The sequence below is a fragment of the Staphylococcus sp. MZ3 genome, assembly GCF_018622755.1.
Classification (GTDB): Bacteria; Bacillota; Bacilli; order Staphylococcales; family Staphylococcaceae; genus Staphylococcus; species Staphylococcus aureus.
This window is the reverse complement of sequence record NZ_CP076026.1, coordinates 2247804-2269122: the sequence shown is the minus strand read 5'-3', so window position 1 is coordinate 2269122 and position 21319 is coordinate 2247804. Positions and strand designations below refer to the sequence as shown.

General features: G+C 32.8%; 21 protein-coding genes and 3 pseudogenes. 20 read left to right on the top strand and 4 right to left on the bottom strand.

Annotation, left to right across the window (positions count from 1 at the left end; all coding sequences use genetic code 11):
• Window positions 1-39: 39 nt before the first annotated feature.
• Window positions 40-2466 carry a polysaccharide lyase 8 family protein gene (locus KI230_RS11100; protein ID WP_214958266.1) on the bottom strand — a complete coding sequence of 809 codons (2427 nt, stop codon included), beginning with the start codon at window positions 2464-2466 and terminating at the stop codon, window positions 40-42.
• Window positions 2463-2629, bottom strand: a pseudogene (locus KI230_RS11095) (hypothetical protein). Before KI230_RS11095 ends, KI230_RS11100 begins: the two are co-directional and overlap by 4 nt.
• Before the next feature lie 243 nt (window positions 2630-2872).
• Here KI230_RS11095 and KI230_RS11090 point away from each other — a divergent pair.
• The 5 genes and pseudogenes from KI230_RS11090 (at window position 2873) to KI230_RS11070 (ending at window position 5422) form a co-directional block, all read left to right on the top strand.
• Entirely contained in the window at window positions 2873-3289 is a 417-nt protein-coding gene (locus KI230_RS11090; protein ID WP_000850010.1) for a MerR family transcriptional regulator, read from the top strand.
• A 69-nt stretch (window positions 3290-3358) separates the two neighbouring features.
• Window positions 3359-4207 (top strand): aldo/keto reductase, encoded by an 849-nt coding sequence (locus KI230_RS11085; RefSeq protein ID WP_001015492.1) that lies wholly within the window; start codon window positions 3359-3361, stop codon window positions 4205-4207.
• Window positions 4208-4426: 219 nt separating this feature from the next.
• A complete protein-coding gene (locus KI230_RS11080; RefSeq protein ID WP_001808034.1) occupies window positions 4427-4552 on the top strand; it encodes a hypothetical protein in 126 nt (41 codons plus the stop codon).
• An 11-nt stretch (window positions 4553-4563) separates the two neighbouring features.
• Window positions 4564-4800, top strand: a pseudogene (locus KI230_RS11075) (SAR2788 family putative toxin); the annotation flags it as partial.
• A gap of 13 nt (window positions 4801-4813) precedes the next feature.
• Entirely contained in the window at window positions 4814-5422 is a 609-nt protein-coding gene (locus KI230_RS11070; RefSeq protein WP_000333461.1) for a DUF3885 domain-containing protein, read from the top strand.
• Window positions 5423-5477: 55 nt separating this feature from the next.
• On the opposite strand, the pseudogene KI230_RS11065 reads toward KI230_RS11070, so the two are convergent.
• Window positions 5478-5679 (bottom strand): annotated as a pseudogene (locus KI230_RS11065) (hypothetical protein).
• A 36-nt stretch (window positions 5680-5715) separates the two neighbouring features.
• Window positions 5716-6456: an NAD-dependent protein deacylase gene (locus KI230_RS11060; RefSeq protein ID WP_025174343.1), complete on the bottom strand. Its 741-nt coding sequence runs from the start codon at window positions 6454-6456 to the stop codon at window positions 5716-5718.
• 241 nt (window positions 6457-6697) lie between these two features.
• On the opposite strand from KI230_RS11060, the gene KI230_RS11055 reads away from it, so the two are divergent.
• From KI230_RS11055 to KI230_RS10985, 15 genes are all read left to right on the top strand, one after another.
• The gene (locus tag KI230_RS11055; protein ID WP_001032739.1) at window positions 6698-7453 is read left to right on the top strand and encodes a DeoR/GlpR family DNA-binding transcription regulator; all 756 of its coding nucleotides are present in this window, start codon (window positions 6698-6700) and stop codon (window positions 7451-7453) included.
• A 367-nt stretch (window positions 7454-7820) separates the two neighbouring features.
• On the top strand, window positions 7821-8249 hold the full coding sequence (gene lacA, locus KI230_RS11050) for a galactose-6-phosphate isomerase subunit LacA (protein ID WP_000974608.1): 429 nt from the start codon (window positions 7821-7823) through the stop codon (window positions 8247-8249).
• A gap of 15 nt (window positions 8250-8264) precedes the next feature.
• A complete protein-coding gene (gene lacB, locus KI230_RS11045) occupies window positions 8265-8780 on the top strand; it encodes a galactose-6-phosphate isomerase subunit LacB (RefSeq protein WP_000684746.1) in 516 nt (171 codons plus the stop codon).
• Window positions 8781-8792: 12 nt separating this feature from the next.
• Window positions 8793-9725 carry a tagatose-6-phosphate kinase gene (gene lacC, locus KI230_RS11040; RefSeq protein ID WP_000604138.1) on the top strand — a complete coding sequence of 311 codons (933 nt, stop codon included), beginning with the start codon at window positions 8793-8795 and terminating at the stop codon, window positions 9723-9725.
• Between the two features lie 3 nt (window positions 9726-9728).
• Window positions 9729-10709 (top strand): tagatose-bisphosphate aldolase, encoded by a 981-nt coding sequence (gene lacD, locus KI230_RS11035; protein WP_000047015.1) that lies wholly within the window; start codon window positions 9729-9731, stop codon window positions 10707-10709.
• A 21-nt stretch (window positions 10710-10730) separates the two neighbouring features.
• Complete coding sequence (locus KI230_RS11030) at window positions 10731-11042, top strand: PTS lactose/cellobiose transporter subunit IIA (protein WP_001078309.1); 312 nt, start codon at window positions 10731-10733, stop codon at window positions 11040-11042.
• A gap of 5 nt (window positions 11043-11047) precedes the next feature.
• The gene (locus KI230_RS11025; protein ID WP_000983332.1) at window positions 11048-12760 is read left to right on the top strand and encodes a lactose-specific PTS transporter subunit EIIC; all 1713 of its coding nucleotides are present in this window, start codon (window positions 11048-11050) and stop codon (window positions 12758-12760) included.
• Between the two features lie 17 nt (window positions 12761-12777).
• Entirely contained in the window at window positions 12778-14190 is a 1413-nt protein-coding gene (gene lacG / locus KI230_RS11020) for a 6-phospho-beta-galactosidase (RefSeq protein ID WP_000169224.1), read from the top strand.
• A gap of 265 nt (window positions 14191-14455) precedes the next feature.
• Entirely contained in the window at window positions 14456-15325 is an 870-nt protein-coding gene (locus KI230_RS11015) for an alpha/beta hydrolase (RefSeq protein WP_000719329.1), read from the top strand.
• A gap of 282 nt (window positions 15326-15607) precedes the next feature.
• The gene (locus tag KI230_RS11010) at window positions 15608-16609 is read left to right on the top strand and encodes an NADP-dependent oxidoreductase (RefSeq protein WP_001180222.1); all 1002 of its coding nucleotides are present in this window, start codon (window positions 15608-15610) and stop codon (window positions 16607-16609) included.
• A 233-nt stretch (window positions 16610-16842) separates the two neighbouring features.
• Window positions 16843-17850 (top strand): zinc-binding alcohol dehydrogenase family protein, encoded by a 1008-nt coding sequence (locus KI230_RS11005; RefSeq protein ID WP_045178407.1) that lies wholly within the window; start codon window positions 16843-16845, stop codon window positions 17848-17850.
• A gap of 307 nt (window positions 17851-18157) precedes the next feature.
• A complete protein-coding gene (locus tag KI230_RS11000; RefSeq protein WP_000792342.1) occupies window positions 18158-19720 on the top strand; it encodes a BCCT family transporter in 1563 nt (520 codons plus the stop codon).
• A gap of 174 nt (window positions 19721-19894) precedes the next feature.
• The gene (gene amaP, locus KI230_RS10995; RefSeq protein WP_000825819.1) at window positions 19895-20431 is read left to right on the top strand and encodes an alkaline shock response membrane anchor protein AmaP; all 537 of its coding nucleotides are present in this window, start codon (window positions 19895-19897) and stop codon (window positions 20429-20431) included.
• A 12-nt stretch (window positions 20432-20443) separates the two neighbouring features.
• Window positions 20444-20683: a DUF2273 domain-containing protein gene (locus KI230_RS10990; protein ID WP_000002683.1), complete on the top strand. Its 240-nt coding sequence runs from the start codon at window positions 20444-20446 to the stop codon at window positions 20681-20683.
• Window positions 20684-20745: 62 nt separating this feature from the next.
• Window positions 20746-21255: an Asp23/Gls24 family envelope stress response protein gene (locus KI230_RS10985; protein WP_000215236.1), complete on the top strand. Its 510-nt coding sequence runs from the start codon at window positions 20746-20748 to the stop codon at window positions 21253-21255.
• Window positions 21256-21319 lie beyond the last annotated feature (64 nt).

Here is a 21319-nt window from a genome sequence, read left to right as displayed (position 1 = left end):
TATAATTTTAAATCATTAATTATCATCTTTATTTAATGTTTATTGTAATTCAAAGCGCACGCCGGATTCATTAGAAGTTGATGTATTTTTGTTTGTAATAGAGTATCCAGTCATTGAAATTTTAGATTCAATATCTGAAGCGGTAGCGGAATTTGTAGATTCAGGATTATAGAAGCTACATTCATAAGTGTTATCATCTTTCTTCTTAAGTACAAACATACCTTTGGCTTTAACTTCTACTTTAGTGTTGTTAATGATAAAAGTTTGAGTGCTATCGCTGTAATTAACACCAGCCCAAACCGATTCATTATCTTTCACAACGTGGAAGTCATCATCTTGTTTAACGACAGTTACTTTATCTTTTTTTGTATTAAAGTCATCTTTAGATAAGCCTGGATACAACACATATGCATATTTACTATCTGTATTAGAATGCTTTTGAGTTACTTCATAATATTGATTAGTTTTACTGTCTTGCTTTTGACTTTTATTTATATCACTCCACTTACCAGTATGACTTTCTTTTTTTACAGTTATTTTCGATTCGTTTAAAAAATGATAACCGATGTTGTTTTTTGTATCTGTGGACTCTAAAAAGACGGAATTGGTTTCCTGATCATTTGAAGTTGTGGTTTGTTTATCGTCTGTATATAACGTATACCCATTCGCTTTGCGATTTTCAATCGTTGTAACTGGATTCTTTGATGAATCAGTACTTTTAATGCCAGTTCCTAAGAAGACAATTTTATCGTTTAATATGAAATATGATTTTTTGGCAGTTAAAGTTTTGTCCTGATTTTCAAAATCCATTCCGATACTAGCATGTTGGTCATCAATTTTTGTTCCGCCAACAAAAGTTTTACTCGACTTTTTATCATCCGTATCTTTTAATATTTCATTGTCTAAAGTTGTTGTACCTGATAAACGTTTCATATCGGCTGTCGCCCAGAAGTTATCACGATAGTGTTTGACATCGCTGTTGTATAAATAAGACATTCCAGCACCAGTGTGCCAACCTTTTAGGTTTTCATTATTGATACTTTCGTAACGTGCGACGTTTTTCGATGTCATACTTAAACCAAATGCAAAGTCTAAGTCTTTGTTATGATAGGTGACACGATCCATTTCATTATATATTTTAAGTTGTTGTGTTAAATCATTTTTAGAAATAGTGCTATCATCCATTAACTTTTTCATTTTATCTATGTCTGAATAAGAACTTAATGTGTCATTTGAGTCATAACTTGAATCAGATTTAACAGAAGTTTTAACGATTTGCTTATACTTAACTTTTGTTGAATCATCCATGGCATCACTCAATCTCAACAATGATTTCATTACAGTTGCAGATGCTGAGTGACTCGTTTCATTTTCACGGCTAATGGCTCTACCACGTGATAAATCCATCATTTCACCTTTATAAATGAGTGGTAAAAATCCGTCGTCAATCCATGATTTTAAGGTTGTATTATTTTGGGTTTTATCATTAAAAGGTGTTTCTTTTATCATCGGCATCATTTGAGAAATCCCCTCTAAGAGTACAACGCCATAAGCACCAGTGTATGGGACATCTTTATGGTCGATATATGAGCCGTCTTTATAAAATCCATTACGTTCTTTATCAGTTGCAGAATCTTGAACGTAAGTGAAGACTTTATTAAATCCATCTATTGAATTTTTCATCATAGTTGCATCTTCTTCGATAATACTTTCTAAAAGTTTTACTTTAGAAATGTCTACTAAATTTCCGCCTTTAGCAGGTTCAGCTTTTCCTACAGAAGATAATATTTCATCACTTTTTGGGGCGAAAGTTTTAATAGGGGCAGTGTATTTTTTCTTTTCTTCATCAGTAAAATCTTCTTTTAAGAGTATAAGGGTATTTGTTAATGATTTAGGTGTTCCAATTTCATAATCCCACCAATTTAAATTGGTATTCTTACCAGTTGTTTTAGTAAAATTCTCACTTAATTCTTTTACTTTTTTACCTAGTTCTTTTCCATAGGCATTTTTATGCAACCACTCAAGGGCATCTTTAACTTTGTTTTTATTTTGATCAGTATTTAAAGTGGTTTTAGGATGCTTCATTGCTTCTGCGATTTTCTCAATATTACGATAGGTACGAGTCATATCCGCAGACTTATTATCTAAATCTTTTGCGTTTTCCCACAAGTAAGTCCTTCCACTTTCAGTTTTCATCTCACTAAGTAATTTCTTTGCCTCATTCTCCGTAGCCTCAAACTTCTTCTTCATATCTTGATTACTCTCATCATACTTATCATAACCGTAGTTAACGTTCAGCCATGTGTTTCTCAACTTTTCATAATCTGTCGTTTGAACATTCGTATCAGCCACAGCGATTTGATGTTTATCAACACTTCTGAATTCACTATCATTAAAAGTAATCACACCGGCCATTAATAACGTAATGGTGGATAATTTTTGCCATTTCTTCATTCTATATGTCATTGACATGTCTCCTTTTGTGTTGCGCGTGCGCAATGAATATTATGATTAAATAATGATTCAATTTTTCAAAATTCGTTAACGTATACAAATGACTGTTTACTGTCAAACAATCCACAAAGAATGTTGATGCATATAAACAATCGATCACCCAAATTTTCCGCATCACCCAAAAAATGCAACGAAAATAATTTTAAAAAAATTAAATATTATCAATCTTAGTGATTATATCATTTTAAATATTTAAGTTATACAATTTTTAAAGTAATTAAAAACGATGAAATGTAAAATGTTAAAAAAGAGACAAATTTAAATTTGAGTAATAAAATAAGAAGTATTCAAACGAAGATGGCAATATATAAACCAACATAACTTTAGACGACCAAACATAACTGAAAGGATAGTCGCAATGAAAACTAAAGAAGTCGTAGCGCTCATGAATATATCTCAAGACACTTTAAGATATTATGAAAAGGTTGGTGTGATTCCACCTGTTAATCGAGATGAAAATGGATATAGAATATATAATGATAGTGATTTAAATTGGATTTATTTAGTGAAAAATTTGCGAAATGCAGGCGTCAGTATTGAATCGCTTATCGAATTTTGCAGGTTAGCGCAGCTTCCTAAAAATGAAAATATTCAAGCACAGCAAAAGCAAATTTTAAATAAGCAACTCGAAGAATTAAATGAAAACTTAAAGACAATTCATGATGCGAGAGATTTACTACAATATAAAATTGATAATTATGATAATCATATTGCTAAAATCAATGCTAGTGATAATCATGATGTAAATGTTGAACGTCTTTGGGAGAGAAAGTAAACCTATGGCTTGCTATAGAGTTCGCTCCATGGTTTATAGTGGACATACAAGATAAAGGAGGTTCATTTTATGAATCATATTGAAATAAGTAAAGATGTAAAGATACCAGTATTAGGTTTCGGAGTATTTCAAATTCCTCAAGAACAAACAGCAGAAGCGGTTATAGAAGCAATTAAAGCGGGCTATAGACATATTGATACAGCACAAAGTTATTTAAATGAAACTGAAGTAGGTCAAGGTATTGAAGCTTCAGGAATTGATAGAAGTGAGCTATTTATTACGACTAAAGTATGGATTGAAAATGTTAACTATGAAGATACGATCAAATCAATCGAACGATCATTACAACGATTAAATTTGGACTATATTGATCTAGTGCTTATTCACCAACCTTACAATGATGTATATGGCTCATGGCGTGCATTAGAAGAGTTAAAAGAAAATGGTAAAATTAAAGCAATCGGTGTATCTAACTTCGGCGTTGATCGAATTGTAGATTTAGGTATTCACAATCAAATTCAACCACAAGTGAACCAAATAGAAATTAATCCATTCCATCAACAAGAAGAACAAGTTGCAGCACTTCAAAAAGAGAATGTTGTGGTAGAAGCTTGGGCACCATTTGCAGAAGGTAAAAATCAATTATTCCAAAATCAATTGTTGCAGGCCATTGCAGATAAATATAACAAATCAATAGCACAAGTTATTTTACGCTGGTTAGTAGAACGTGACATCGTTGTACTCGCAAAATCAGTGAATCCAGAACGTATGGCTCAAAACTTAGATATATTTGATTTTGAACTTACAGAAGAAGATAAACAACAAATTGCGACATTAGAAGAAAGTAATAGCCAATTTTTCTCACATGCTGATCCAGAGATGATTAAAGCACTTACAAGCAGAGAATTAGATGTTTAATCATAATATAACAAAGTAAATCATTTACATTACACTAACCTGAAACTTGGATGTTAAAGTCTATGTTTCAGGTTATTTTTTACTCTTAAAAAGTGAAAGGAGCAAGCAAATAAGTTATTATATATTTTTATATTATGTAATAACGTAACTAAGGTTATAATTAAATAATTAATATGTCTTGGAATTAATTATTTAATAAGTTGTATAGAAGGTGGCGATATGAGATATATACACTTTTCTATTATTACATTAATTACAGGTATCATTATGCATATTACAATGTACTTTGTACCATTTGAATCTCGGAAAATACCACTATTTATGACGATAATTTTTACAATCTAAAAGCAGTAAAGACTCATAATATAACCAAAAACATTAATAAAAGTTTGTTAAATGATAAGGGGATGAGTATTGGTAAATTTACTCAAAAGGTTTAAGGGAAAAATCCTACCTGGAGAGATCCAAAAACTAAATGGACTATTTCCAAAAATAAAGGACAATCACATGGTGGTTCTTATTGGAAGTTAATCAATAACAAAGGAAAAAGAATAGCTTCTTTAACTAAAGAAGGAAAAATCTTAAGGGAATAAGGTGTTGTAAATTATGTGCTTTGATATAAATAATTTGGATATAAAAAAGTTGAATTTTAGAAAGGTAAAAAACGCAATTCATTTAAGTTTAAGTGGCGATAAATACCAGTTTTTGGAGGACGATAAAACTATCAATAATACTTATTTTTTAGCTGTATATGATAATGCAATAAACATTTTTGAAGATTTGTTTTCGCCTTCTGATTCTATAAATTTGGTTCATGTAGTATATGTTTATAGTGAACCTTATAAGAAAACAAATGTTATAAAAAAATTTACATCGTTAACAATAGATGAATTGTATTACTTTAAAGAATATAAAAAGGAGAAGGATGATAATATTTTGTGCGAGGAGTTTTCATATAAGTGTTCCATAAAAGATATAAAATATAAAAAATTATTAAAAGCTATATCCAATCAAGACTTTAAAGGGTTAGTTCCAAATATCAATCAGAATGATAATTATTCTGAAATATATATAATTAACAATACTAAAAACTTAATATATCATTTATATGATGATAGAGGTCTATGGCTAGCTTTTAATAATAATGAAGATTATGCAAGATATTCTGAAAAATATAATGATTTAATATCGGAATTTGATAATGAAGATATCTAATTTTTTAATATTCGTATCTTTTATTTTTCTACTTATTTTATGTTTATTTTTAATCTTACAAATGACAAACCATTAAAAGTAGCATCCCAACATCAAACAAAAAACAATCCATCAAATAAAAATCGCTATAAAACCAAGCAAGTCATTCTATACTCAATAAATAAAATTTCTCACTCATTATAATTCGGAATTCCAAATGTCGAATTCCGAAAACCAAACTCCGAATTCCAAAAACGCAACTCCAAAATTAAAAGCATCTCCCTGTTACTCGGGAAATGCTTTTTACCTACTGATTACTCTGTTATTAATGATTTTACAACGGAAACCATGTCGTCATGTATGACCAAAGTAGCGTCGCTATCATAAGGTGTTCGATCTTTATTGATAATAATTAAATTGTCACCTTTAAAATTTGATATTAATCCTGCGGCAGGTTGCACAACGAGTGACGAACCTAATACGACAAGGGTGTCAGCATGTTCAATTTTATTTAATGCCCTTATGATGGTAGGTTGATCTAACATTTCACCGTATAATACGATGTCCGGTCGAATGGCACCACCACAATTATCACAATGTTTCAAAGTTCTATCAATAACATCTGACTTCGTATAAGATTTATGACATGCATTACAATAAAAACGATTTAACGTGCCATGTAATTCATCAACATGTTGACTTCCAGCGTCTGAGTGCAAACCATCGATATTTTGCGTGATGACACCTAAAGATTGTTGATTACGTTCTAATTTTGCAATCCAATCATGAACGATATTAGGCTTCGTATCGACAAATAGTAAACGCTTATGGCAGAAATTGATAAAACCTTCAGGATCATCTTCTAAATAATCACGGCTTAACAAGTATTCTGGCGAAAGTCCATCTTTTGAAATTTCATCAAATAAGCCACCCATTGAACGGAAATCTGGAACGCCACTTGCGACAGATACACCAGCACCTGTGAAAAATGTAATACGATTCGAACTATCTATAATATGTTTTAATGTCTCTAAATCATTTCTCAAAATAAACACCCCATCAAAATAATGAATGATTTATAACGTCTTTTGCTTTTATTATAGTATATTCATTTTACGATTATCAAAAGCGCAGTTTAAACAGTTCTTTTTAAAAATGAATTATACATATAATCGAACAGTTAAATTATATTAGTTTTTACGCAATTTTTATTATAGAATAAGCATGTATATTAAAATTGATGTCTAAACATAAAGGATAATGACCCATCGCCTAAATAAAGGAGGCAATTTTACATTGAATAAACATGAACGTTTGGACGAAATTGCTAAACTAGTGAATAAAAAGGGCACGATAAGAACGAATGAAATCGTCGAAGGTTTAAATGTGTCTGATATGACAGTTCGAAGAGATTTAATTGAGTTGGAAAATAAAGGGATTTTAACGAAGATTCATGGTGGTGCACGCAGTAATTCAACATTTCAGTATAAAGAAATATCGCATAAAGAAAAACATACCCGTCAAATTGCAGAAAAACGATTTATAGCTAAAAAAGCTGCATCATTAATTGAAGATGGGGATACTTTGTTTTTCGGACCAGGAACAACAGTGGAACTATTAGCAGAAGAAGTCAATCATCATACGCTCACAATTATTACGAATTGTTTGCCGGTGTATAAAATTTTGTTAGAAAAACAAACAGCACATTTTCGTGTCTATTTAATTGGTGGTGAAATGCGCCATATTACAGAAGCATTTGTAGGTGAAATGGCGAATGCCATGTTGGAAAAACTAAGATTTAGCAAGATGTTCTTTAGTAGTAACGCAGTAAATAAAGGTGCTGTGATGACATCTACATTAGATGAAGCCTATACGCAACAATTGGCACTAAGTAATTCAATTGAAAAATACTTGTTAATCGATCATACGAAAGTTGGCAAAGAAGATTTTACATCATTTTGTCAGTTAAACGAATTGACTGCAGTGGTCATGGACTATGAAGATGAAGAAAAAGTAGAAACGATTAAAACATATATTGAAGTAGTCGACTAAATTAAAAGTATAACTGCATTGTTAAAATATGTATCTATATGCTCATAAGTGAATGTGAATTTGCATTCATTTATGGGTTATTTTTTTTGCAAATTTATGTAAATGGGAACCTCGACAAAGTTTTACTACAATTTCAGACGAATACCTAATTAAAACAACACCACAATATGAATGTTCACTTATTGTTTGAAAACATGTCATAAACAAACAGATTATAAACATATTATGTTGATTTATTGTTTGTTTATGTTTATAATTTAAACGTAATCAAATTGAAAGCCTTTTCTCAAGATTTTCATAAGCTACAAATAAATATGTCATATTTTAAGAAAGGTATTTCAAAATTAAAGTAAAAAGGAGTCTTATTATGGCGATTATTATTGGTTCAGATGAAGCTGGCAAACGATTAAAAGAAGTCATCAAATCATACTTATTAGACAATAAATATGATGTTGTTGACGTAACAGAAGGACAGGAAGTTGACTTTGTTGATGCAACTTTGGCTGTAGCAAAAGATGTTCAAAGTCAAGAAGGTAACTTAGGTATTGTTATCGATGCATTTGGTGCAGGTAGCTTTATGGTTGCTACAAAAATCAAAGGCATGATTGCTGCTGAAGTATCAGATGAACGCTCTGGATATATGACTAGAGGCCATAACAATTCAAGAATGATCACTATGGGATCTGAAATTGTTGGAGACACATTAGCGAAAAATGTCGTTAAAGGTTTTGTTGAAGGTAAATACGATGGTGGTAGACACCAAATCCGCGTAGATATGCTTAATAAAATGTGCTAAGGAGGAAAAATTACTATGAAGATTGCATTAGGATGCGACCATATTGTTACAGATACAAAAATGCGTGTATCTGAATTTTTAAAATCAAAAGGACATGAAGTCATTGACGTAGGAACATACGATTTCACAAGAACACATTATCCAATTTTTGGTAAAAAAGTTGGCGAACAAGTTGTTAGCGGGAATGCAGACTTAGGTGTTTGTATTTGTGGAACAGGTGTTGGTATTAACAATGCTGTAAATAAAGTACCTGGCGTTCGTTCAGCACTAGTACGTGATATGACATCAGCGTTATATGCTAAAGAAGAATTAAATGCGAACGTCATTGGCTTTGGTGGACGTATTATTGGTGAGTTATTAATGTGCGATATTATCGATGCATTTATTAACGCTGAATATAAACCAACTGAAGAGAATAAAAAATTAATCGCTAAAATTAAACATTTAGAAACAAGCAATGCAGATCAAGCTGATCCACATTTCTTTGATGAATTCTTAGAAAAATGGGACAGAGGCGAATACCACGATTAAGGGACGACACATATGATTTTAACTTTAACATTAAATCCATCCGTTGATATTTCATATCCATTAACAGCATTGAAATTAGATGATGTTAATCGTGTTCAAGAAGTAAGTAAAACAGCTGGTGGTAAAGGTTTAAATGTAACAAGAGTACTTGCGCAAGTAGGCGAGCCAGTCCTTGCGAGTGGTTTTATTGGCGGTGAATTAGGTCAATTTATTGCTAAAAAATTAGATCATGCCGACATCAAGCATGCATTTTATAACATTAAGGGTGAAACACGAAACTGCATTGCAATTTTACATGAAGGGCAACAAACAGAAATTTTAGAGCAGGGACCGGAGATTGATAATCAAGAGGCTGCAGGATTTATTAAACATTTTGAGCAATTATTAGAAAAAGTTGAAGCAGTTGCTATTTCAGGTAGCTTACCTAAAGGATTAAATCAAGATTATTATGCACAAATTATTGAACGATGCCAAAACAAAGGTGTGCCTGTGATATTGGACTGCTCGGGTGCAACTTTGCAAACAGTTTTGGAAAATCCATACAAACCAACAGTCATTAAACCAAACATTTCTGAACTATATCAATTGCTTAACCAGCCACTTGATGAAAGTTTAGAAAGTTTGAAACAGGCAGTGTCACAACCCTTATTCGAAGGGATTGAGTGGATTATTGTGTCTTTAGGTGCACAAGGTGCATTAGCTAAGCACAATCATACATTCTATAGAGTGAATATTCCGACAATAAGCGTATTAAATCCGGTTGGTTCAGGTGATTCTACAGTTGCTGGAATTACTTCAGCAATTCTCAATCATGAAAACGACCACGATTTACTAAAAAAAGCTAATACTTTAGGCATGCTGAATGCGCAAGAAGCACAAACAGGATATGTCAATTTAAATAATTATGATGAATTATTCAATCAAATTGAAGTTTTAGAGGTGTAAATAATGTCAAAATCTAATCAAAAAATCGCATCAATTGAACAATTAAGTAATAACGAAGGTATCATTTCTGCATTAGCATTTGACCAACGTGGTGCTTTAAAACGAATGATGGCTAAACATCAAACGGAAGAGCCAACTGTCGCTCAAATTGAACAATTAAAAGTATTGGTTGCGGAAGAATTAACACAATATGCGTCTTCAATTTTATTAGATCCAGAATACGGTTTACCAGCATCTGATGCACGTAACAAAGATTGTGGATTATTACTTGCTTATGAAAAAACTGGATATGACGTAAACGCTAAAGGTCGTTTACCTGACTGTTTAGTAGAGTGGTCTGCAAAACGTTTAAAAGAACAAGGTGCAAATGCTGTTAAATTCTTACTTTACTATGATGTTGATGATGCTGAAGAAATTAACATTCAAAAGAAAGCATACATTGAAAGAATCGGTTCAGAATGTGTTGCAGAAGACATTCCTTTCTTCTTAGAAGTATTAACATACGATGACAACATTCCTGATAACGGTAGTGTTGAATTCGCAAAAGTTAAGCCTAGAAAGGTTAACGAAGCAATGAAATTATTCTCAGAACCACGCTTTAATGTTGATGTATTGAAAGTTGAAGTACCAGTAAACATGAAGTATGTAGAAGGCTTTGCTGAAGGTGAAGTGGTTTATACAAAAGAGGAAGCGGCACAACACTTTAAAAATCAAGATGCAGCAACTCATTTACCATACATTTACTTAAGTGCTGGTGTTTCTGCGGAATTATTCCAAGAAACTTTAAAATTTGCTCACGAAGCTGGTGCTAAATTCAACGGTGTACTTTGTGGCCGTGCTACATGGTCTGGTGCTGTTCAAGTATACATTGAACAAGGTGAAGATGCTGCTCGTGAATGGTTACGTACAACTGGTTTCAAAAATATTGATGACTTAAATAAAGTATTAAAAGATACTGCGACATCTTGGAAACAAAGAAAATAAGTATAAAAAGGGATTAATGCTATGAATAGAGAAGAAGTCCAATTATTAGGTTTTGAAATTGTTGCATTTGCAGGGGATGCACGTTCTAAGTTTTTAGAAGCATTGACAGCAGCTCAAGCTGGAGATTTTGCAAAAGCAGATGCATTGATTGAAGAAGGAAACAATTGCATTGCTGAAGCGCATAGAGCACAAACAAGCCTGTTAGCTAAAGAAGCGCAAGGTGATGATATTGCATACAGTGTAACGATGATGCATGGTCAAGACCATTTAATGACAACAATTTTACTGAAAGATTTAATGAAGCATTTATTAGAATTTTATAAAAGAGGGTGATGACAATGATGCAAAAATTGATCGCACAAATTGAAAAAGGGAAGCCATTTTTCGAGAAATTATCACGTAACATATATTTAAGAGCCATCCGTGATGGATTTATTTCTGCAATGCCTGTCATCTTATTCTCAAGTATCTTTCTATTAATTGCATACGTGCCAAATATATTTGGTTTTAAATGGGATAAAGGCATGGAAGCCATTTTAATGAAACCATATAACTATACGATGGGGCTTGTAGCATTTTTAGTAGCAGGAACGACAGCGAAATCTTTAACAGATTCATTTAACCGTAAGCTAGAAAGTACAAATCAAATTAACTTTATTTCTACAATGCTAGCAGCGATGTGTGGATTCTTGTTCTTAGCTTCTGATCCAGCCAAAGATGGTGGATTCTTAAGTGCATTTATGGGAACTAAAGGTTTATTAACAGCATTTTTATCAGCATTTGTAACTGTTATTGTTTATAACTTCTGTGTGAAGCGCAATATTACAATTAAAATGCCGAAAGAAGTACCGCCGAATATTTCACAAGTATTTAAGGACTTAATTCCATTTTCAGCGGTAATCATCATTCTTTATGCATTAGATTTAGTCATTCGCAACAGCTTTAAATCAAATGTAGCGGAAGGTATTTTAAAATTATTCGAACCATTATTTACAGCAGCAGATGGATGGATTGGTGTCACAATTATCTTTGGTGCCTTTGCATTATTCTGGTTTGTAGGAATTCATGGTCCATCAATAGTAGAGCCAGCAATTGCAGCCATTACATATGCGAATATCGAAGCGAACTTCAAGTTGCTTCAAGCTGGAGAACACGCAGATAAAATTATTACATCAGGTACACAAATGTTTATCGTTACTTTTGGAGGTACGGGTGCAACATTGGTCGTCCCGTTCATGTTTATGTGGATGACGAAATCTAAACGAAACAAAGCGATTGGACGTGCATCAGTTGTACCAACATTCTTTGGTGTAAACGAACCAATTTTATTTGGTGCACCACTAGTATTGAATCCTGTGTTCTTTATTCCATTTGTATTAGCACCAATTGTTAACGTATGGATTTTCAAACTTTTCGTTGAAGTGTTAGGAATGAATAGTTTTAGTGTGAATTTACCTTGGACAACACCAGGTCCATTGGGCATTATCATGGGTACAGGTTTTGGTTTATGGTCATTCGTACTAGCTATTACTTTGATTGTTGTAGATATTATTATTTACTACCCATTCCTAAAAGTTTATGATAGTGAAATTCTTGATGAAGAAGAAGGACGTAAAGAAAGTAATTCAGATTTAAAAGAAAAAGTTGCAGCAAACTTTGATACGAAAAAAGCTGATTCAATTTTAGCGGCAAGTGGTGTATCAGAAGATGCAGCTAAAGCTTCAAATATCACAGAACAAACAAATGTCTTAGTACTTTGTGCCGGTGGTGGTACAAGTGGATTATTAGCCAATGCACTTAATAAAGCAGCTGAAGAATATCATGTGCCAGTGAAAGCGGCAGCTGGCGGATATGGCGCACATATGGACATTATGAAAGAGTACCAATTAATCATTTTAGCGCCACAAGTTGCGTCTAACTATGAAGATATTAAGCAAGATACAGATAGATTAGGTATTAAATTAGCGAAGACTCAAGGTGCTGAATATATCAAATTGACACGAGATGGCCAAGCAGCCCTTGATTTCGTACAAAAACAATTTGAAAATTAAGAATAGGAGTTTTTCATATGACTAAAACATTACCTGAAGATTTTATTTTTGGTGGAGCAACAGCAGCATATCAAGCAGAAGGTGCGACAAATACGGATGGTAAAGGTCGTGTAGCATGGGATACGTATTTGGAAGAAAACTATTGGTACACTGCAGAACCAGCGAGTGATTTTTATAACAGATATCCAGTGGATTTAGAATTAAGTGAAAAATTCGGTGTTAATGGTATCCGTATTTCAATTGCATGGTCACGTATCTTCCCAAATGGATATGGCGAAGTTAACCCTAAAGGTGTTGAGTATTACCATAAGTTATTTGCAGAGTGTCATAAACGTCATGTTGAACCATTTGTAACATTGCATCATTTTGATACACCAGAAGTGTTACACAAAGATGGCGATTTTCTAAATCGTAAAACGATTGACTACTTTGTAGATTATGCTGAATATTGTTTTAAAGAGTTCCCAGAAGTAAAATATTGGACTACATTCAATGAAATTGGACCTATTGGTGATGGTCAATATTTAGTAGGTAAATTCCCTCCAGGTATTAAATATGATTTTGAAAAAGTTTTCCAATCACATCACAATATGATGGTTGCTCATGCAAGAGCAGTAAAATTATTTAAAGATGGCGGCTATCAAGGAGAAATTGGTGTTGTACACGCATTGCCAACAAAATATCCGTTCGATCCATCAAATCCTGAAGATGTTCGTGCAGCAGAATTAGAAGATATCATCCATAATAAATTCATCTTAGATGCAACATATTTAGGTAAGTATTCTCGTGAAACGATGGAAGGTGTGCAACATATCTTATCTGTTAATGGCGGTAAATTAAACATTACAGATGAAGATTATGCCATTTTAGATGCAGCCAAAGATTTAAACGACTTCTTAGGTATCAATTACTACATGAGTGATTGGATGAGAGGTTACGATGGAGAATCTGAAATCACGCATAATGCGACAGGTGATAAAGGCGGTTCTAAATACCAACTTAAAGGTGTCGGACAACGTGAATTTGATGTCGACGTACCTCGCACAGACTGGGACTGGATGATCTATCCTCAAGGTTTATATGATCAAATCATGCGTGTTGTTAAAGATTATCCTAACTATCATAAGATTTATATCACTGAAAATGGTTTAGGATATAAAGATGAATTTATTGAATCTGAAAAAACAGTTCATGATGATGCACGTATTGATTATGTAAGACAACATTTAAACGTTATTGCAGATGCTATTAAAGATGGTGCAAATGTAAAAGGTTACTTTATTTGGTCATTAATGGATGTATTCTCTTGGTCAAATGGTTATGAAAAACGATATGGTTTATTCTATGTCGATTTTGAGACTCAAGAACGCTATCCTAAGAAAAGTGCTTATTGGTACAAAGAGTTAGCCGAAACAAAAGAAATTAAATAATTAGAGATATTAAAAGGCCTATCAGTCGAGTGCTGGTAGGTCTTTATTTATAGAAAGAGATAAATTAAACATGCATATACATATTTATATATTAATCAATGGGTGACACACGATTGAAAGTTAAATAAGCAATCAATTAACAAACGTTAACGGACAACTTTCCAAAGTCATCTTAAAAGTTAATGATGTATTCAAAATCAACTAAAGGACATTTTTAATCACATCCTTTATACTTATATAAAAGACATGAATGGGAGTTAAAAGTGTGAAGAAAATTTTTGTAATTATTACGACATTGTTAGCGGTCGCTATTATTATAGGCTCTATTATTACGGTGGTGTTTAGTCAACGACAGGCACAAACATTTAAAATACAACAACAGCAATTTGTTAAAAAGCCAATTCCAACATTGTTCTTACATGGATTTGGTGGTAGTGCCAATTCTGAAAAGTTTATGGTGAAACAAGCAGAAAAAAGAGGGGTAACTAAAGATATCATCACTGCCTACGTTTCAAAGGATGGGGCAGTGACATTTAAAGGGAAACTAAGAAAAGATGCAGTGAATCCTATTGTGAAAATTGAACTTGAAAATAACAGACAAGGCTATTTGGATAAGAATGCTGCGTGGTTTAAAAATGTACTGACTAAGTTACAATCTGAATACAATTTCGATAAATTCAACTTTGTCGGTCACTCAATGGGGAACTTAACATTTGCACAATATATGATGACATATGGTAACGACAAGTCACTGCCACAGTTAAACAAACAAGTGAATATTGCAGGGACATTTAATGGTGTTTTAAATATGAATGAAGATGTCAATGAAATTACAGTTGATAAAGATGGTAAACCAAGTCGAATGAATCAACCTTATCAGCAATTACGCGTGCTAAAAGATATTTATAAAGGTAAAGGTATCGAAGTGCTAAATATTTATGGAGATCTGAAAGATGGTACACATTCAGACGGCAGAGTGTCTAATAGTTCTTCGAAATCATTAAAATATTTACTGGGAAATAGTCCGAAAAGTTATCGAGAATCTAAATATGAAGGTGAGCCTGCACAGCATAGTCAGCTTCATGAGAATGAAAATGTTGCTAATGAGTTAATCGACTTCTTATGGAAAAAATAAAGCAACTGCTAGTTTTTCGGGGGCAAAAAAGCTTGTAATATTAGAGCTTTTCAAAAATTATCTATTGTTTGAGAGTTTCCATAAAATGTCTAAGTCGTAACATTTTAAATTTATGATTATAGCAAATATAATGTGGTTGAAGTTACATGAATGAATCAGTGCTTAAGTCAAAATATAACAACTAAGAATGTATTTGCATACAGACATCACGAAGACACAATTCAAACTTAACGCTTAAGTAACAAATAAGTAAAAGTTTCAAATAAAGAAAGGTGATTAATGATGCAAAATAAACAAATTCTTTTTAACAAAATACCAGAAGGCATGCCTCAAGAGGATACATTCAAAATTGAAGAGATTGACACGCCTAAACTTGAGAGCGATGGTGTACTTGTACAAACGCTGTATATTTCAGTGGATCCATATATGAGAGGACGTATGACTAAGGCAGATTCGTATGTACAGCCTTTTGAAATTGGTAAACCGATTGTTAGCCATGTCGTTGCAAAAGTAATTGATTCGACACTCGCAGATTATAAAAAAGGAGATGTCGTTGTAGGTATGTTGCCTTGGCGAATCATTAATCATGTCCAAGCGGATCAAATTACTAAAGTTCCAACGACAGATGTACCACTTGATTTATATTTAAGTGTTTTAGGAATGCCAGGACAAACAGCATATCATGGTCTGCTTGATATTGGACAACCTAAAGCCGGTGATACTGTTGTGGTTTCAGCTGCATCTGGTGCTGTAGGTTCAGTTGTAGGTCAAATTGCTAAGATTAAAGGTTGCCGTGTAGTAGGTATTGCGGGTGGCGACAAAAAAGTAAATTATTTGACAGAGACACTGGGCTTTGACGCTGGTATTGATTATAAGAAAGAGGATTTTGCAGAAGCGTTAGCACAAGCAGTGCCAGATGGTATTGATGTTTATTTTGAAAATGTTGGTGGAACAGTTGGCGATGAAGTATTTAAGCATTTAAATCGTTTTGCACGTGTACCAGTATGTGGCGCAATTTCGTCATATAATCATCCTGAAGCCGATATCGGACCACGTATTCAAGGTACGCTTATTAAGAAGCAAGTAATGATGAGAGGCTTCTTGGTAAGTGAATTCGCTAATGCTTTTAAAGAAGCTAGTGAACAGCTTGCAACATGGGTTCAAGAAGGTAAAATTCAGTCACAAGTAACCATTGAAGATGGTTTTGAAAATGCGCCACATGCATTTAAAAATTTATTTACTGGCGATAACTTTGGTAAACAAGTTATTAAAGTAACGGAATAATAAAGTATACGTTTTAACAAACTAACTTTGTTAATTGACCAAAATTTAATAATTTTTTATCTAAAGTAAATTTGTTCAGCAACATGGTAGAAATAAGTCTAAAATTTAATACGAAAGTCGTCTGTAATTATTTATATATTCAAATGAAAAAGGAGTCATGATGCTGCGATATAAGCACACATGGCTTCTATTTTGTATAATAAGAAATAAGTTCATAAATGAGGTGAAACGATATGAAAATGATAGGATTTGAGAAGCCCTTTAAATTGGAAGAAGGAAATTTATTTAAAGTATACGAACAAAGAAAGCCAACGCCAGAAAACGATGATATCTTAGTCAAAGTAAATAGCATTAGTCTAAATCCTGTAGATACAAAACAACGTCAAATGAAAGTCACTCAAGCACCTCGTGTACTTGGGTTTGATGCTATTGGTACTGTTGAAGCTATCGGACCAGACGTTACATTATTTAGTCCGGGTGACGTTGTATTTTATGCTGGATCGCCAAATAGACAAGGATCAAATGCGACATATCAATTGGTGTCAGAAGCTATAGTTGCAAAGGCACCACACAACATAAGTGCTAATGAAGCGGTTAGTCTACCGCTAACTGGTATTACGGCATATGAAACGTTTTTTGATACATTTAAAATTTCACAAAATCCTTCTGAAAATATAGGTAAATCCGTGTTAATCATTAATGGCGCTGGGGGTGTAGGAAGTATTGCCACTCAAATTGCTAAACGGTATGGTTTAACTGTCATTACAACAGCATCACGACAAGAAACAACAGAGTGGTGTGAAAAGATGGGCGCAGATATCGTATTGAATCATAAAGAGGATTTAGTGCGTCAATTTAAAGAAAAAGAAATTCCATTAGTAGATTATATATTTTGCACCTATAATACAGACCTGTATTACAATACTATGATTGAACTGATAAAACCATTAGGGCATATTACAACTATCGTAGCTTTTAATGAAGATCAAGATTTAAATGCACTAAAATTAAAAAGTATAACATTTACACATGAATTTATGTTTGCGCGTCCAATTCATCGAACGCCTGATATGATTAAACAACATGAGTATTTAGAAGATATTACGAAAAATATAGAATCAGGACATTATCAACCAACAATGACACAAGTTTTTGAAGGTTTATCACCTGAAAACTTATATCAAGCACATCAATTGTTGGAAAAACAATCAATGATTGGGAAATTAGTAATTAATATATAGATTAGTAAGTAAAGTCGCCTTATGCAGAAAATACTGTATAGGGCGACTTATTTTTTGTGTCTAGCGACTATTGAATCTAAACGGAAATATGGCAACTTTGCAGGTATCAAATCAATAATGCATTAAAAAAGCATTACTTAAATACAATAAAATACTTTGTTGCTCAATGATAAATAATTTGAGTGTGTTTTATATATCATTTTTAAAAGATGAGGCATTATTAATTGTGTCTATATAAAATTACAAATGATTAAAATGTTGCAGTTATGGGTATGAACTTACCATTACACAGAAAGGGTTTGTATTTATGAAAAATAAATCAGTAAGTCTAGTGTTTTGGGTATCTTTAGTGATATGTACGATATTTGTTGCTTTTGGAGCAATATTTCCGAAACAGTTAGAAAAACTCACGCAAAACATTACTACATTTATTGCGCTACATTTTTCTTGGTATTATTTATTGCTCGTTTTAGTTATTTTATTTGTCTGTGTGTATATTTTATTTTCGAGATACGCAAACATTACATTAGGTGAAGAAGGCGAAGATCCTGAATTCTCATTGCCGTCTTGGTTTGCTATGTTATTTAGTGCTGGTATGGGAATAGGACTTGTGTTCTGGACAACGGCAGAACCAATCAGTCATGCCTTCAAATTAACGCCTATTCATAAAGCTGGCACGCAATCTGCAATTAATGATGCAATGCAGTTTTCATTTTTCCATTGGGGGATTCATGCATGGGCAGTCTATGGTATTGTCGCGCTTGTGTTTGCATATTTTAGCTTTCATAAAGGATATCCTGGCTTAGTCAGCGCTACATTGACGCCTTTATTAGGTGAAAAAGCAATGCGTGGCCCTTTAGGTGGTGCCATTGATGTATTGGCAGTCATAGCTACAGTAACAGGCGTTGCTGCAACATTAGGTTTCGGTGCATTGCAAATAAACGAAGGTTTACATTTTTTATTTAATGTACCGAGTAACTTCACGATGCAAGTAATCTTGATTGTCATTGCAACCATATTATTTACTTGGTCAGCATGGTCAGGTATCGATAAAGGTATCAAAACGTTGAGTAATATCAACATGTTACTTGCTTTTGTAGTACTTATTGGTCTTTTTATTGTTGGGCCAACGCTTTACATTTTAAATACATTTACGAATGGTCTAGGTAATTATATTGCAAATTTCTTTAGTATGAGTTTACGCATTCCGTCAGGCGGTCAAAAATTCCAATGGTTACAAAATTGGACAATCTTTTACTGGGCATGGTGGATATCTTGGGCACCATTTGTAGGTATATTTATTGCACGTGTGTCAAAAGGACGTACGATTAAAGAATTTATTCTAGGTGTACTTTTTGTCCCGGCATTAGTTTGCTTTATATTCTTTGCGGTATTCGGCGCGTCAGCAATTTACTTACAAGATAATCATATTGCCGATATTGCTAAAGCTGCGACAGAAACAGCAACTTTTGCAACGCTACAACATTACCCACTAGGTTTTGTATTAAGCTTAATTACTTTACTTGTTATTATGATTTTCTTTGTTACATCAGCGGATTCGGCAACTTATGTTTTAGGTATGTTGAGTTCAAGAGGTGATATTAATCCGAAGTCATTTGTCAAAGTGAGTTGGGGTATCATTATGGCATTATTTGCAATTATCATGATTTACACAGGTGGTACGCAAGCGATTCAAAATTTATTAATCATTGCTGCGTTACCATTTTCCGTGGTCATTATAGCGATGATATGGTCGCTTTTAAAATCTTTGAGTGAGGAGAAACCGAGAAATAGTAATAAGGTTTTAATTAAACATCGTGACCCAGATATTTTAGAATATCGTTCTTCAAAACATATTGACGAAAATTAATTAATAATGAGGTTTTATTTACAAAAACTAGGGAATATATCACTAAATGGTACTTCATCTTATATATTAAAAATAAATTTAAAGTTATTAATTTATTATGTTTAAGAAAAAAACTGATGGGTACATATTTAATATGTTTTTAAATTAACTTTAACTAAGGAGGTGTCGTTAGGGGTGAAACGACTTAAAAACTTTATCCTTGGCTTATTAATAGTAGTAATCGTGGGGTTCCTGTTATTCATGTATATCCAAGATGGACGTATAACTGAATATCAAGACTACTTCCTTCAATTTGAATGGTTCCAACCATTACTTATTTCACTTGCTGCACTATTGATATTAATAGGTCTTATATTAGTATTTAGTATCTTCAAACCTACGCATCGAAAACCTGGATTATACAAAGACTTCGATGATGGTCATGTTTACGTATCTCGTAAAGCTGTTGAAAAGACGGCATTCGATACGGTTGCAAAATATGATCAAGTAAGACAACCAAATGTAGTTGCGAAACTATATAACAAAAAAAATAAATCTTATATCGACATTAAAACTGACTTTTTCGTACCAAATAATGTTCAAGTTCAATCTTTAACTGAAGCAATTCGTTCTGATATTAAAAAGAATGTAGAATATTTCACAGAAATGCCAGTACGTAAGTTAGAAGTTAATGTGAGAGATCAGAAAACTTCTGGTCCACGAGTGTTGTAAGGGAGGTATATCATGGCTAACAATCATAACCAAAACGGACAAGACTCTACACAACAAGTGATTAATTTTTTAAAAGTATTTAAATGGAGAATCGTTGGTTTCCTAGCGTTTCTATTAATCGCGATATTATTCTTAACGTTAGGTTTTTGGAAAACAGTACTTATCATCGTTTTATGTTTAATTGGTGTAGGTATTGGGTATATGAAAGACCGTAAGCAAGATTTTATGAATTTTTTAAATCGATGGAGTTAATTCATCAATTTAGAATTTAATTAAAAAAATATAAAAATTAACAAGTAAAAGGAGAATCTATTATGACTGTAGATAACAATAAAGCAAAACAAGCATACGACAATCAAACTGGTGTTAACGAAAAAGAAAGAGAAGAGCGTCAAAAACAACAAGAACAAAATCAAGAGCCTCAATTCAAAAATAAATTAACATTCTCTGATGAAGTTGTTGAAAAAATTGCTGGTATCGCTGCACGTGAAGTTAAAGGTATCTTAGACATGAAAGGTGGCTTAACTGATACATTCACTAATGCATTCTCAAGTGGAAATAACGTTACTCAAGGTGTATCTGTTGAAGTTGGTGAAAAACAAGCTGCTGTAGACTTAAAAGTAATTTTAGAATATGGTGAATCAGCACCTAAAATCTTCCGTAAAGTAACTGAATTAGTAAAAGAACAAGTTAAATATATTACTGGTTTAGATGTTGTTGAAGTTAACATGCAAGTTGACGATGTAATGACTCAAAAAGAATGGAAACAAAAACACGAAAAAAATAATGAAAACAATAACCAAGAAAGACAAGGTTTACAATAAGTTATTCGATAAAAAGCTCGGCACTCAATTTAAGTGCCGAGCTTTTTTGTGATTTTTAATAATT

What these genes read in the sequence shown, in the direction of transcription:
- KI230_RS11090 (WP_000850010.1), top strand. Translation starts at nt 2,873, where the DNA reads ATGAAAACTAAAGAAGTCGTAGCGCTCATGAATATATCTCAAGACACT.
- lacA (WP_000974608.1), top strand. Translation starts at nt 7,821, where the DNA reads ATGGCGATTATTATTGGTTCAGATGAAGCTGGCAAACGATTAAAAGAA.
- KI230_RS11025 (WP_000983332.1), top strand. Translation starts at nt 11,048, where the DNA reads ATGATGCAAAAATTGATCGCACAAATTGAAAAAGGGAAGCCATTTTTC.
- KI230_RS11030 (WP_001078309.1), top strand. Translation starts at nt 10,731, where the DNA reads ATGAATAGAGAAGAAGTCCAATTATTAGGTTTTGAAATTGTTGCATTT.
- KI230_RS10985 (WP_000215236.1), top strand. Translation starts at nt 20,746, where the DNA reads ATGACTGTAGATAACAATAAAGCAAAACAAGCATACGACAATCAAACT.
- KI230_RS11000 (WP_000792342.1), top strand. Translation starts at nt 18,158, where the DNA reads ATGAAAAATAAATCAGTAAGTCTAGTGTTTTGGGTATCTTTAGTGATA.
- lacC (WP_000604138.1), top strand. Translation starts at nt 8,793, where the DNA reads ATGATTTTAACTTTAACATTAAATCCATCCGTTGATATTTCATATCCA.
- KI230_RS11070 (WP_000333461.1), top strand. Translation starts at nt 4,814, where the DNA reads ATGTGCTTTGATATAAATAATTTGGATATAAAAAAGTTGAATTTTAGA.
- lacG (WP_000169224.1), top strand. Translation starts at nt 12,778, where the DNA reads ATGACTAAAACATTACCTGAAGATTTTATTTTTGGTGGAGCAACAGCA.
- lacB (WP_000684746.1), top strand. Translation starts at nt 8,265, where the DNA reads ATGAAGATTGCATTAGGATGCGACCATATTGTTACAGATACAAAAATG.
- KI230_RS11080 (WP_001808034.1), top strand. Translation starts at nt 4,427, where the DNA reads ATGAGATATATACACTTTTCTATTATTACATTAATTACAGGTATCATT.
- KI230_RS11010 (WP_001180222.1), top strand. Translation starts at nt 15,608, where the DNA reads ATGCAAAATAAACAAATTCTTTTTAACAAAATACCAGAAGGCATGCCT.
- KI230_RS11085 (WP_001015492.1), top strand. Translation starts at nt 3,359, where the DNA reads ATGAATCATATTGAAATAAGTAAAGATGTAAAGATACCAGTATTAGGT.
- lacD (WP_000047015.1), top strand. Translation starts at nt 9,729, where the DNA reads ATGTCAAAATCTAATCAAAAAATCGCATCAATTGAACAATTAAGTAAT.
- KI230_RS11005 (WP_045178407.1), top strand. Translation starts at nt 16,843, where the DNA reads ATGAAAATGATAGGATTTGAGAAGCCCTTTAAATTGGAAGAAGGAAAT.
- KI230_RS10990 (WP_000002683.1), top strand. Translation starts at nt 20,444, where the DNA reads ATGGCTAACAATCATAACCAAAACGGACAAGACTCTACACAACAAGTG.
- KI230_RS11100 (WP_214958266.1), bottom strand. Translation starts at nt 2,466, where the DNA reads ATGACATATAGAATGAAGAAATGGCAAAAATTATCCACCATTACGTTA.